The sequence below is a fragment of the Microbulbifer hainanensis genome, assembly GCF_014904735.1.
Classification (GTDB): Bacteria; Pseudomonadota; Gammaproteobacteria; order Pseudomonadales; family Cellvibrionaceae; genus Microbulbifer; species Microbulbifer hainanensis.
The window spans coordinates 16,919-30,769 of the sequence record NZ_JACZCR010000001.1 but is presented as its reverse complement, the minus strand read 5'-3'; the positions used below and the strand labels follow the sequence as shown (position 1 = coordinate 30,769).

6 protein-coding genes are annotated in these 13,851 nt (G+C 54.7%); 5 read left to right on the top strand and 1 reads right to left on the bottom strand.

Going from position 1 to position 13,851, the window contains the following annotated elements; all coding sequences use genetic code 11:
- Positions 1-35 precede the first annotated feature (35 nt).
- Complete coding sequence (gene xseA, locus IG168_RS00120; RefSeq protein WP_193161098.1) at positions 36-1,388, bottom strand: exodeoxyribonuclease VII large subunit; 1,353 nt, start codon at positions 1,386-1,388, stop codon at positions 36-38.
- A gap of 159 nt (positions 1,389-1,547) precedes the next feature.
- On the opposite strand from xseA, the gene guaB reads away from it, so the two are divergent.
- The 5 genes from guaB (at position 1,548) to IG168_RS00095 (ending at position 13,754) form a co-directional block, all read left to right on the top strand.
- Entirely contained in the window at positions 1,548-3,035 is a 1,488-nt protein-coding gene (gene guaB / locus IG168_RS00115; protein ID WP_193161097.1) for an IMP dehydrogenase, read from the top strand.
- Between the two features lie 100 nt (positions 3,036-3,135).
- Positions 3,136-4,713, top strand: coding sequence for a glutamine-hydrolyzing GMP synthase (gene guaA, locus IG168_RS00110; RefSeq protein WP_193161096.1), 1,578 nt, complete (start codon positions 3,136-3,138; stop codon positions 4,711-4,713).
- An 829-nt stretch (positions 4,714-5,542) separates the two neighbouring features.
- A complete protein-coding gene (locus tag IG168_RS00105; RefSeq protein WP_193161095.1) occupies positions 5,543-6,691 on the top strand; it encodes a GNAT family N-acetyltransferase in 1,149 nt (382 codons plus the stop codon).
- 1,267 nt (positions 6,692-7,958) lie between these two features.
- The gene (locus IG168_RS00100) at positions 7,959-12,098 is read left to right on the top strand and encodes a non-ribosomal peptide synthetase (RefSeq protein ID WP_193161094.1); all 4,140 of its coding nucleotides are present in this window, start codon (positions 7,959-7,961) and stop codon (positions 12,096-12,098) included.
- 489 nt (positions 12,099-12,587) lie between these two features.
- A complete protein-coding gene (locus IG168_RS00095; protein WP_193161093.1) occupies positions 12,588-13,754 on the top strand; it encodes an acyltransferase family protein in 1,167 nt (388 codons plus the stop codon).
- The last annotated feature ends 97 nt before the right edge of the window (positions 13,755-13,851 follow it).

Genomic DNA, 13,851 nt, shown 5'->3' with positions numbered 1-13,851 from the left:
CTTACGGCAAGCGGCGCGATTTGCGGATAGCGAATTTATTCCAGAATTTTATCTACAACAGCAGTAAATTCGCCGCTGGCCAGTCGTGTGTGCAGCCTCTGACCGAGCAGTGCGCTGTCAGCGCGCTTCACAATGTTTCCGCGATTATCTTTCACTATGGCGTAGCCGCGCTCCAGCACCGCCAGCGGGCTGACATTGTGTAGCAGCTGCCCGACGTGAATGAGCTGCCCTTCCCGCTGCCTTAGTAGCGTCCGCATTGCGCGTTCCAGTTTCCTACCCGCCTGTAGCAGATCTTCTTTTTTCGCTTTTAGATCCTCCTCTGGATGGCTGTGGGAAAAAGCGCGCAGAGCGGCGTTGAGTTGTTGGCGGCGCAGACGAATGTGCTGCTGGCCGGCGCTGCGCAAGCGCAGCTCCAGGTGGTCCAGGTGCTGGGCGCGGTTCTGCAGCTGTTCCCTGGGGTGACGAATGCGGTTGCCGCTGATCTGCACCCGTTGGTGCAAGTGGCGCAGCAGGTGGCGGGTGGCGCGCAGCAGGCGGCTCAGCACGGCTTCCAGTGTCTGCAGCAGCTCCGCCGCATTGGCGCTGGCAATCTCCGCCGCCGCGGAGGGGGTCGGGGCGCGCACGTCCGCGACCAGGTCGGCGACGGTGGTATCGGTTTCGTGGCCGACGGCAGAAATAGTGGGGATGGGGCAGGCCGCCAACGCACGGGCGACAATCTCTTCATTGAAAGGCCACAGGTCCTCGAGCGAACCGCCGCCGCGCCCGACGATCAGCAGGTCGTGGCGCCCGCTGCGGCCGGCTTTGGCAATGGCGTCGGCAATCTGTTGGGCGGCCCCCTGGCCCTGGACCTGCACCGGCCACAACTCAATGTTGGCAGCCGGATAGCGACGCCCCAGCACCTGAATCATGTCTCGCACCGCGGCGCCAGTGGGCGAGGTGACAATGCCAATATTGGCGGGCAGGAAGGGCAGTGGCTTCTTGCGCGCGCTGTCGAACAGGCCCTCGGCCTGCAGGCGCGCCTTCAGCTGTTCCAGCTGGCGCATCAGCGCACCGAATCCCGCTTCCTCCATATGTTCCACGATCAGCTGAAACTCGCCGCGTCCTTCGTAGAGGCTGACACGGGCGCGAATCAGTACCTCGCGGCCGTTTCCCGGGCGAAAAGCCACGGTGCGATTGCGGCCGCGGAACATGGCGCAGCGCACCTGGGCGCGGGCGTCCTTGAGGGTGAAGTACCAGTGTCCGGAGCTGGGGGCGGCAAAGTTGGAAATTTCCCCGCCCACCCAGAGTAGTGGGATGCTGCCCTCGAGCAGCTGTTTGACCTCCCGGTTGAGGTCGCTGACTGACAGGACACTGCGGTTGCGCTGTTGTTCGGGCGGGCTTCCTAGCATTTCAGACTCTTGGCCGGTGATTAGGCGGGCCAATATTGCAGTATCGGGTAGGGAGGTAAAGAGATTTGCCAAAAAATGCAAATAGACTTTTGACGGCGGCGATCTTGCCGCTATAATCGCGCCGATACCCAATCCCGCTACTTCGAGGTTTGAGTGTCCATGTCTGAATCTGGTCTGCGCATCGCGCGCGAAGCTCTCACATTTGACGACGTCCTGCTGGTGCCCGGCTACTCGGAAGTCACCGCCAAGGATGTCAGCCTGAAGACCAAGCTGTCTCGCAACATCACTCTGAATATTCCGATCGTATCCGCTGCCATGGATACCGTTACCGAGTCGCGTCTGGCCATTGCCCTGGCGCAGGAAGGTGGCATCGGCATCATCCACAAAAGCATGTCCATCGAGGACCAGGCGCTGGCAGTGCGCGCGGTCAAGAAATTCGAGGCCGGCGTGGTCAAGGACCCGATTACCATCGAGTCCAGTGCTTCCGTACGGGAGCTGATTGCACTGACCACCCACCACAACATCTCCGGTGTTCCGGTGATGGAAAAAGGCAACCTGGTGGGCATCGTCACCAGCCGTGACGTGCGTTTCCAGACTGATCTCGACGCTACCGTCGCCAGTATCATGACGCCCAACGAGCGTCTGGTGACCGTGGAAGAGGGCGCTGCGCCCGGCAAGGTGCAGGAACTGCTGCACAAGCACCGCATCGAGAAGGTCTTGGTGGTCGGCAACGATTTCGAATTGCGCGGCCTGATTACCGTCAAGGATTTCAACAAGGCCGAACAGTACCCGAATTCCTGTAAGGATGCGGATGGCCGCCTGCGTGTCGGCGCATCCGTGGGCACCAGTCCGGATACCGACGATCGCGTCGCCGCGCTGGTGGAAGCCGGTGTGGACGTGCTGGTGGTCGACACCGCCCACGGTCATTCCCGCAATGTGATCGAGCGCGTGCGCCGCATCAAGGAAATGCACCCGCAGGTGGACGTGATTGGCGGCAATATTGCCTCCGGCGAGGCGGCCAAGGCGCTGCTCGAAGCCGGCGCGGATGCGGTCAAGGTGGGCATTGGCCCCGGTTCCATCTGTACCACCCGTATCGTGTCCGGTGTCGGCGTGCCGCAGATCACCGCCATCGCGGAAGTCGCCAAAGCGCTGGAAGGTACCGGTGTACCGCTGATCGCTGATGGGGGCATTCGCTACTCCGGCGACATCGCCAAGGCGCTGGTAGCCGGCGCTCACTCGCTAATGATGGGCTCCATGTTTGCCGGTACCGAAGAGGCGCCGGGCGAGGTGGAGTTGTTCCAGGGGCGTACCTACAAGTCGTACCGTGGCATGGGCTCTCTGGGCGCCATGTCCCGCACCCAGGGCTCTTCCGACCGTTATTTCCAGGACGCCAGTAAGGGCGCGGAAAAGCTGGTGCCGGAAGGCATCGAGGGCCGCGTACCCTATAAGGGGCCGCTGTCCGTGATCGTGCACCAGATGATGGGTGGCCTGCGCTCCGCGATGGGCTATACCGGCAGTGTCGATATTGAAACCATGCGCAGCAAGCCGCAGTTTGTCCGGGTGACAGCCGCGGGCATGGGCGAGTCCCATGTGCACGATGTGCAGATCACTAAAGAGGCGCCGAACTACCCTGTAGGTGGGCGCTAAGTAGCGGTCGTATTAGCGACGACCGATATTGCATGGCAAACGGACCCCAGGGGTCCGTTTGCAGTTTTTGGGAAGCTTCCCTGCAGAAACCGAGTAAATCATGTCTCAAGATATTCACGCCAGCCGCATACTGATCCTCGACTTCGGTTCCCAGTACACCCAGCTGATCGCGCGCCGCGTTCGCGAACTGGGTGTTTTCTCCGAAATCCGCGCATTCGATATGAGCGACGAGGAAATCCGCGAGTACAACCCGCAGGGCATCATTCTCGCCGGTGGGCCCGAGTCAGTGCCGGAGAAGGGCTCGCCGCGCGCGCCGAAGGTGGTCTTTGAACTCGGGGTTCCGGTACTGGGTATCTGTTATGGCATGCAGACCATGGCCCACCAGCTTGGCGGTGGTGTGCAGGGCAGTAATATCCGTGAATTCGGCTATGCCCGGGTGAAGGTCGAGGGCGAGTCCGCGCTGTTGCACGATATCAAGGATCACGTCGACAGTGACGGCAGCGCTCTGCTGGATGTGTGGATGAGCCACGGCGACAAGGTCGTGAAGATGCCCGAGGGCTTCGACCTGATGGCCTCGACGGATTCCTGCCCGATCGCCGGCATGTACAACGCCGAGAAGAATTTCTACGGTGTGCAGTTCCACCCGGAAGTGACGCACACCCTGCAGGGCATGCGTATCTACGAGCACTTCGTGATCAACCTGTGCGGCTGCGAGAAACTGTGGACGCCCGCCAATATCATCGAGGATTCCATCGCCAAGGTGCGCGAGCAGGTAGGCAGTAACAAGGTGCTGCTGGGGCTGTCCGGTGGTGTCGACAGCTCGGTAGTGGCAGCGCTGCTGCACAAGGCTATCGGCGATCAGTTGACCTGTGTCTTCGTGGACAACGGCCTGCTGCGCAAGAACGAAGGCGACCAGGTTATGGAAATGTTCGCCGACAACATGGGTGTGAAAGTGATCCGCGCCGATGCGGAGGACAAGTTTCTGTCGCGCCTGGCGGACGAGGCCGATCCGGAGGCCAAGCGCAAGATCATCGGCAATACCTTTATCGAGATTTTCGATGAGGAGGCGTCCAAGCTCCAGGATGTAAAGTTCCTCGCCCAGGGCACCATTTATCCCGATGTGATCGAGTCCGCCGCAGCCAAAACCGGCAAGGCCCATGTGATCAAGTCCCACCACAATGTCGGTGGCCTACCGGAAGACATGGCGTTTGAACTGGTGGAGCCGCTGCGCGAACTGTTCAAGGACGAAGTGCGCAAGATCGGCCTGGAGCTGGGACTCCCCTACGACATGGTCTATCGCCACCCCTTCCCGGGCCCTGGTCTGGGCGTGCGCATCCTCGGCGAAGTACGCAAAGAGTACGCCGATATCCTGCGCGAGGCGGACGCCATCTTTATCGAGGAGCTGCATAAGGCGGATTGGTACCACAAGACCAGCCAGGCTTTTGTGGTCTTCCTGCCGGTGAAATCGGTCGGTGTGGTGGGCGACGGCCGCCGCTATGAATATGTGGTCGCGCTGCGCGCAGTCGAAACCGTGGATTTCATGACTGCACGTTGGGCACACCTGCCTTACGAACTGATCGAGAAAGTGTCAAACCGCATCATCAACGAGATCGAGAATATTTCGCGGGTGACTTACGATGTCTCCAGCAAGCCGCCGGCGACCATTGAGTGGGAGTGAGTGGAAGTAGACCTTATTTGATTTGGCCTTACTTTTCCCTGCATAACCAACTGAAAAAGCCCAGCGTAATTGCTGGGCTTTTTTATGTCAGGTACCTGCCGCAGTCAGTTATTCCTTTAGAATGCCTGTGCCAATTTTCGCTTTGCGCTCGGGTTGCATCACCTTGTTACAGTGAGGTGCGAGAGTGCCATCTATTCCGGGCAATTTGTCCGACAAGCGGCGCTATCTCTTGGAGCGCTTTGTCTTGACACAAATCACACATTTACACATGATGAAAGTTAAGCGCGCCACGATTTTGTGGTTGACTGGATGCACTGCGCGTGCGTACCAATTTACAGTTACCGTTTTTAAACATTCAATGACTTAAGTGCTGAATAAACGTCAGTTAAAACGGTTCGCCCGTACAGATTGAAAGTGTGATTTGTAGATTCCCAGGACAACGGGAAATAGGAAATGTGTAGCTGCTGGGTTTGGTCATGTGAGACATGCGACCAGCTGGCGACCACAATAGTGCCCAGTTGTCTTGTTTGAGCAGGAATGGACCTGGTCCCGGCATTTGGTGGGGCAGGGGGCAATGGAAGCCTGAATCGTGCGGTTTCATCGACTATTGGTCGCCTGAAATCCGTTCCAGAATACCTGGAAGGCACTTCTCTCCCTCTTCTTCTCTCAGTGTATCCCGCGCGAATGCTTTGTCATGATGTGACAATTGACTCCAGGCAATTGGGACAATCCCCCACAAGAATTACACGTGGAAGGATCAGGGTGTGTCGCTGAAAGTAAATGGCTGCCTGAAAAGAAAAAAATATAGCCTTTTCAAGGGATAAATCGCATGTCGAAAAAAAATTTAGACGTATTTGCAATTTTGAAGATGTCAGATTTTTTGAAAGAAGATTTTCAAAAAAGATATGAAGATTTTTTGGGGAAGTTGGCTGGTTTTTATCCCTGGTGCTTCAGTTCGGAGGCAATGAGGATTAAAGAACCGCTATTTACTGAATATGGTGAAACCCCGTTCTTTATAACTGTAACTCGTGGTTCGATGATCGTGGCATTTTTCCCAATGCAAATTAAGAGCGTCGGAAGCGCTCCATTTTTTTATCGGCGGTTACGAATTTGGGGTCAGGTAGGTCGCTACAATGATAATTATCGGACGGAGTTTTTATGTTTGCCTGAATATATCGATAGTGCGCCTCAGATCGCTATGAGTTTTTTGGCAAAAGAATTCTATTCCCGTTTTGATGAGATAACATTTGGAAAGATTGTTTGCGAAGGGCCATTTTATGGGCTGATCAATAAGTATTTCAAAGGCGGTATGACATTGAACGAATGTGGGAACAAGCATATCTATAATTCGAATGTAAAGCTTGAAACACACATAAGTGGCAATGTCAGGCAGAAGATTCGAAGAGCTAAAGAAAAGTTGCACGATTCATTTTCGAAAGTTGAGTATTTATGTTATACGAAAATTGATCCTGTATTATTTGAGGAAATCAGCGAAATTCATATTAAGCGCCAACAGCATTTCGAGAAGTCTGGAAAGTCGCGTATGAATTTTCTGGCAGATAATCTCGAGAGAGAGATCTTTTTCAATAAGCTTGTTTATGCTGAGAAAAACGACGCGCTTAGAATATATGTTCTAAGGGTGGACTCAAAAATAGTCTGCTTTTTATTGTGCTTTGGTTTTGGTGGTTTTACTGATGTTTGCTTGACTGCTTTTACTGAAGTTCTAAAAAATCATTATATGAGTAGGTCGCTTTGGTATTATGCCTTTGATCAGGAGATTAGTAATTTTGGCGCAAAAATTCTAGATTCGGGTTATGGGACAAGTCTCATGAAGTCTTCATTTAGCACTGAGACTAAGCCGGTTGTCGATGTGTCATTTGTAAATAAGTCTAATCTGGCGTCGAGATGTAAAAATTCAATTCGCAGCGTAAAGAAATGGATGCAATATCGAAAAACGCAATTATTAGTTAACGCGTAGGTAAAAGAGTTTCTCTGGGGTTCGGGCTGAAAGGGTACTTTCGTTCCGCGGAGCATGATGAAAATATAGCGTCTCTGAGTCCTGCGTGGGCAAGATTATGAGATGGGCAACGATATGCTGACGTAAAAGGATATTGCAGGTTCTATGTATTATCTGTTCCTAAGTACCAGGTGCGGGCGTTACCTGGGACGCTGTGAAGAAGGTTATCGAATATTTACGATCCATAAATGAGACGCCAGACCCAGCTGGCCAGGCGAACCAGAGCACAAGATCATTGCTCTACGTGCTTTTGGCTGCGGTTTCCATGATATCCGATCATAAATCTTTCTCGTTCTATGTCAGCCTTCCCGTCGGTTGTTGAGAACCTTATCTCTGATAAGGCAATGTGATTGCATGGCAATAAGGTCTGATTCCTGCACGCCACAGTTTGCACCGGCTAGTAATTGATTAAATCGCAAAATTTTTGCGGGTTATGGTTTGAACGCGGGCCGGATCGTCCTTGATGCAATGCCGTGTAAGAATGAATGCCCACATAGCCGGTAATTGCTATGGCAATGGGTGTTAGCTTTTCAAGTGTTTTTTCTTGACACAGATCACAGTTTTACACATGATAAAACTAAGTGCGCCACGAATTATTTAGGTGGCTGACTCCACATTCGTTGGCGTGTCATTACAATGGCTGTGTTTCTTCAGCATATTCAATGGGTTAAAAGCTGAATTGGTGCGGGCTGGAAGGGTCCGCCCGTATACGCCATGAGTGTGTAAATAGCGGATTTCAAAGAAAGCAGGAAGTAGGTATTTCTTGGGTATCGGATCAGGTCGTGTGAAGTATGTAGCTAGCGGACGACCACAGTAGCATCTGGTTATCCTGTTTGAATAGGAATAGACCTGATCCCGGTTTGAAAGTTGGGGCAGGGGGCAATGGAAGCCTGAATTTTACGGTTTCATCGACTCGATCGCTTGAAATCGGTCCCGGAGTGCCCGAAGGGCATTTGTCGAGGAAACTTCTCTCCGCCTTCTCCTCCCAGCGCATCTCGCGCAAGTAATTTAGTGATTTATTGCAGTAATTTCCGATCAGGATTGCCGTGTCCTCATTGTCGAAAAGACTTCGGTGATGGTCTCAGTGAGCTAATCCGGCATGTGGAATCGGCGCAGTGAATCAGAAACTGATCAGGCTGGTCTAAATCGACTCACGGAGCCCGTGCGGTTGCGCGCTCGGGAAGAATCGAGAGCGACTGAAAATAAATAATAAGGGACGAACCACCCGATGCAGCGACTGCAGCTTCAAAACCTCGAAAGTAACTTGCGCGACGACGCGGTTAGTCAGACGGTGGAACCTTCCCTTCCTTTGTCTCCTTTGCAGGGGGGAATGCTGTTTCAGGCGCTCTTGTCGGGACAAGGCGGTGACGGTTTCGGCATCGAGCAGCTGATCATCGAACTTCTTGAGCCTGTTGATCAATTGATTGTTGAGAATGCCTTCACGAGTTTGCTCAACCGTCATCCCGCTCTGTCGGCGAGTTTTCACGCCACTCCGGGGGGGGGAGCGCTGCACCAAGCCGAAGGGAGGCCATACCAGAGCTTCCACCGGAACTTGCAGGTGCCAGTCGAAGTCGCCTCTCTCGCAGCCACTGATTCTTTTCTCCGTAAGTCCGAGTTTGAACAGTTCCTAGCTCACGATCGGGACCGGGGCTTCGATCTCGCTGCGCCGCCCCTGATGCGTGCCACCATTGTGGTCGATGAAATGGGAAAGGCGGATCTCGTTTGGACATTTCACCAGATACTTGTCGACAATCAATCCATTGCCCAATTCGCCTACGAATTGCTCGAGACGGTGGAGGCCTATCGCGACGAACGCCTTCCTGATTTGGGTCCCGAACCCCGCCCCTACAAAGACTACCTGCAGTTTTGTGCGGAGCGGGATCACGAGGGCGGCGTCGAGTACTTTCGAAGACTCCTCGCGGGAAAACGCACTCCGACAGCCGTGCCGCTTGCCGAGCCTGCAGCGAGGTCACTGGCGGATACTGGCTACGGGGCGATGGAACGGGTCTGCTCAGCACAGGTGTGTGCAGGTGTCCGTGCCCTGGCGGAGTCGACGCAGACGGCGGTCAGTACGGTAATCGAGGCTATGTGGAGCCTCGTTCTTTCGCGTTATAGCGGGGATCAGGACGTCATTTTCGGGAACGCTCGCGCAGGACGAGATGTGTTTGGCCCAGATGCCGCGGAAATGGTGGGCTTGTTTATCAACACTGTGGCCACCCGCGCTGACGTCAGCGATGAGTGGTCGGTAAAGGATCTGCTCCAGTCGTTGCGAGAGCAGGACCTCGCGATTTGTCCGCACGAAACCATACCGTTGAGCGCAGTTTATCGTTCATCAGAGATCGGGCCAGGGATCCCTCTCTTTGAGACTCTCGTCATCTTCCAAAACCGGAAGCTCCAGGAGGCCTTGGCCGAGTTGGGTGGCGCCAAGTGGAAGGGTCGTGCCGTGCAACTGCGCGAACAGCCATTCTTTCCTCTTACCCTGACTGCTTTCGATGGAGCAGAGCTGGAGCTGCGGATGCTATTCGACCGCAAGCGCCTGAGTGAGACTGCAGTTCGCCGCTTGCTCGAATCGTGCGAACAGGCCCTCCGAGAGCTGACTCTGGATCCGAATCGTAAACTGGCAGAAATTGACGTCTTGCCGCCCGCTGAGCGAAAGAAGATTTTGCTCGAGTGGAACGACACGGCTCGCCCTTTTTCGGACCAGATTTGCATCTACGGACTCTTTGAGGCTCGCGTTAATGAGCAGCCGGACGCGCCGGCAGTCGAAGCTCGAGGTGAGGTGCTTACCTATCGGGAGCTCGAAGAGCGCGCTAATCGGCTCGCTCAGGTTCTGATCTCACGAGGCGTTGAACCGGGCCGATACGTCGGAATTTGCTTGAGCCGTGGGCTGGATCTCGTCACCACGATGCTGGCGATCGTGAAGGCGGGTGCGGCCTATGTCCCCCTGGACCCGACCTACCCAGCGGAGCGTCTGTCCTTGATGCTCAGCGACGTCGATGCGGCTCTGGTTATCACGGAAGCGAAGTCAGAGCAGGCCCTCGACTACGCCCGAATCGTACTCGACGGAGCCGACAGGGAAGAATGGGACAGTGCATCCAGCGACCGGCCCCCACGGCGAACGACGCCTGAAGCTCGCTGTTACACCATTTTCACATCGGGTAGTACTGGTCGCCCCAAGGGCGTGGTTTTGACTCACCGGGCTGTCGTCAACACGCTCGAATGGATCAATCGCGAGTTCGAGATGTGCCCCTCGGATCGGCTTCTTTTCGTCACCTCGCCTTGTTTCGATCTGTCCGTCTACGACGTATTTGGAATGCTTGGGGCTGGCGGTACGGTCGTCGTAGCGACAGAGGAAGTTCTCTCAGACCCCCGAGCACTGGCCAGCTTTCTCGTCGACGCGAAGATTACCGTATGGGACTCGGCGCCGGCCGCTCTTCAGCGCCTGGCCCCGTTTATTGCAGAGCGGGGGGGAACCGATCTCCGGCTATGCATGTTGAGCGGCGATTGGATCCCGCTTTCCCTGCCTGATGCTGTCAGGAGCGCCTTTCCAGGGTCCAGAGTCATGAGCCTCGGTGGGGCGACGGAGGCCGCCATTTGGTCCAACTGGTACCCGATCGAGGAAGTTCAAGACGGGTGGGTCAGTATCCCGTATGGAAAGCCGATCCAAAACGCCCGCTATCATGTGCTCGACCGACGAATGCAACCGGTTCCGGTGGGAGTCCCCGGGGATTTGTACATTGGTGGCGCTTGTTTGGCTTCTGGCTATCACGGCCGAGAGCAGCTGACCGCGGAGCAGTTCGTACGGGATCCTTTCCGACCAGAGGAAAATGAGCGTCTCTATAAGACTGGCGATTTGGCTCGCTACTTCGAAGATGGCAACCTCGAGTTTCTCGGTCGTTCGGACTTTCAGGTGAAGATCCGCGGATTTCGGGTCGAGATGGGAGAGGTCGAGGCGGTCATCTCTCAGCTGGACGAGGTCCGCGTAGCGGTCTGCGCAGCTTATTCCGACGCGACGGGGCTGAAGTCGCTCGTGGCATACGTGGTTCCCATGAGGCAAGTGGAGCTCGAAGAAGAGGCCATTAAGTCTTTTGTCGCAGAAAAGCTGCCGTCGTTCATGGTGCCGTCGCGAATCTTGTTCCTGAATATTCTTCCGACGACCTCGAACGGAAAGCTCGATCGAGCCGCCTTGCCGGAACCCAACCTCAGAGACGATTCGGAAGTGTTCGTTCCGCCCGAAGGAGCGGTGGAGGAAGAGCTAGTTCGGATGTGGTCCAATCTTCTGGAAAGAAACCGGGTCAGTGTGCAGGATAATTTTTTTGCTATCGGGGGGCATTCTCTCCTGGCCGTAATGCTTATTGCCCGAATCAAGCATCGGTTCACGATTGATTTGCCCCTGGCCACGCTACTCGCAAATCCCACCATCCGAAGACTGGCTCCACACATCGAGGGAAAAATCGGCGTACAAAGTGCCACGCGACACCTTCAGGCATTCAATCGCGATGGATCGCAGGCTCCTTTGGTGCTGGTCCCAGGAGTCGTGGGGACGGCGTTTACCTATCGCTCATTGCCGGACACCTTGGGAGCTCAGCAACCCATCTATGTGATTGACCTGTTAGCAGCCGATTCAGCCGAAAACTTCCCAGATACAATCGAGGGGATGGCCGATCTCTACGAGGAGGAAATCCTTGAGGCTTGTGGCGACTCCCCCATTATATTGGGAGGCTTCAGTTTTGGCGCTCTCATTGCCTTTGAATTAGCTCGTCGTTTAAGACGGAAGGGGGTTCCTGTGCCCCTCTTAGTCTCATTCGATGGGTTTGCTCCCGGTTACCCCTACTACCTGCCTACTCCAGAACGAATTCTGGCCCACACGAGGGAGTTCCTTTCCCGGGATTTCCGAGGACGGCTCGAATACTTGAAGGATCGAAGTGTGCGCTTAAAACGCAGGGTACTCAATTGGCTCGGTCGAGCAGAGGAGGTGAGTGATGCGGTTCCGAAGCACGAGCTCCAGGCTCATATGAACAAGGTCCGCAACGTCCAGATCCACGCTGGTAAAACCTACCGTCCCCAAGGCGCGGAGAAGGATCTCGCTCTGCTATTAATCCGGGCAGAGGAGACACCCTATTGGGTCGGAATGAAGATGGACGACCCTCTCCATGGCTGGCGCCGATATATCGGCGGCCCCATTTCGCTGATTACCTTTCCCGGGGACCACATGCAGATTTGGGACGAGGAAAACCGCCAATTAGTCACGAGTGCTATTGCGGAGCACCTCGCCCGCTTCACACACCAGACTCGGCAAACCTCCCCAGATCCGACCAATAATCAGTCGCTCAGAGCTGAGTCAGCGCTGAGTCCACTAGTTTCGTAGGGCGAACTCCGCTGTGTCGGAATTGCGCCACCTGGCTAGATGGGGGAGGAATATCTCGATCGCCATCTTGCAAAGGAAGTGAGCGATGATGTCGACAGCGAGAGAGCCAGAAGTCTGGATGACGAGACTCATGCTTTGCCTTATCAAAGCGCCGATGGTGGTGCGTTGCGTGTTGGTGATCATTAGAGAGACGGAGTTTAGAAGGACGAATCGCTCGATGAAGTATCGGGTCCGGGTAATCCGTTGGAAGCGGTCGTTCGACTTGGGTAAATCGGCGTTCAATCGCCTTTTTTCAAAATAACGACCGCCTGAAACATATCTGTATTTCGCTGATGTGGGCTTTTAGACCCCAAATCTGCTGGCGAAGCGAATGGCTATTTTTGCGTTCATGGGAGCCAGTACTTGAAAATATACGCGGATAGCTAGTGCTGTGCTTGGCACGGAAACGGCAATACATCATGACGCGAGGAAGCTGGAGGACTCTAGGGAATGAATATTTTCGGCTTGGTTGGGGAACGAGCAAGCTCGCAGTCTGTTCAGGAAATCAAGCGCTATATCAGCCGCGAAGAAAGCGACTTTATAGCACTTGCCCGTATCGTAATGATCATCGCGCTGGTTTTTCACCATGTATTTACCTTGCCCGGCAGTGATTTTTACCCTCGCCACGGCATAGACCCCAGTACCGCACACATTGCCGATTATCTCAACAGCATAGTCCATTGGACTGCGATGGCGGCTGTCCCCTGTCTCAGTGTGATTTCGGGCTATCTTTTTTTCAGGCGCCAGCGTGTCAATTACTTTGAGCTTCTGCACCGTCGTATCACTACTGTTGTTCTCCCTTCGATTGCCTGGACGAGTTTTTGGTTTTTCTTCGCCTTCCTCACCCACGTCTGGGGTGAGAACAATGGGCACTTTGAGTGGGTCGACTACGATTTCGATACGATCGGCCCAGGGCTATACCTCGATGGGGCGCTGGGCATCAGCCGCTTGCCCTATGCCTACCAGTTCTGGTTTGTTCACGATCTGGTATTGACCTTTGCGCTGTGTCCGGTGATTGGCTGGTTGACCGCGCGGGCGCCCTGGGTACTACTAATGGGCTTGGGGCTTATTTGGATCTTCCACGTCGATATCTACCCATTCTTTTCGCCCAATGTCTTGTTATTTTTCTCCGTTGGTGCCGTTGCCGCGACTACGCGCTTCGACTTCGACTGGGCTTTGCGTGTCCTCAGGCCATTTCGCTGGGTTATCGGCTTGAGTTTCGTCGCGCTACTGCTAGGCCGCATGTTCCAGGATTCACATCGGGTGCTCGCATCATATCGCTACCTTTGTCTGCTGCGGGGAACGGGGCTGCTTACCTTTATTTTGCTGATGAGCTCTCTGACTTTACGGGATAATTTAGTCTTGCGCGTGCTGCGCTACCTGTCGCCCTTTAGTTTTTTTATCTTCGCCTTCCACTTTCCGACGCTGGGGTTTATCAAGGACGTGATTTTTAAAATACCCGGTTTCGATAGTGAAATCGGTATGCTCGTCTTCTTCCTTGTGCTGCCGGTGAGTTGCGTGGCCATTTCAATGGTCGCCGCTTTAAGCTTGCGTTGGCTGTCGCCGTCGTTGTTCGCGTTCGTCAACGGCGGTCGTGCTGACGAGGGGAAACAATAGTGAGCTTTCGAGCTGGCCGGCGATAGCCTCGACCAGCCAGGATCCATGGGAGATCCTTCATGTCACAATGGGCTTGATTGGCTATTGTGATGGTTGT

What these genes read in the sequence shown, in the direction of transcription:
- IG168_RS00105 (WP_193161095.1), top strand. Translation starts at nt 5,543, where the DNA reads ATGTCGAAAAAAAATTTAGACGTATTTGCAATTTTGAAGATGTCAGAT.
- IG168_RS00095 (WP_193161093.1), top strand. Translation starts at nt 12,588, where the DNA reads ATGAATATTTTCGGCTTGGTTGGGGAACGAGCAAGCTCGCAGTCTGTT.
- xseA (WP_193161098.1), bottom strand. Translation starts at nt 1,388, where the DNA reads ATGCTAGGAAGCCCGCCCGAACAACAGCGCAACCGCAGTGTCCTGTCA.
- IG168_RS00100 (WP_193161094.1), top strand. Translation starts at nt 7,959, where the DNA reads ATGCAGCGACTGCAGCTTCAAAACCTCGAAAGTAACTTGCGCGACGAC.
- guaB (WP_193161097.1), top strand. Translation starts at nt 1,548, where the DNA reads ATGTCTGAATCTGGTCTGCGCATCGCGCGCGAAGCTCTCACATTTGAC.
- guaA (WP_193161096.1), top strand. Translation starts at nt 3,136, where the DNA reads ATGTCTCAAGATATTCACGCCAGCCGCATACTGATCCTCGACTTCGGT.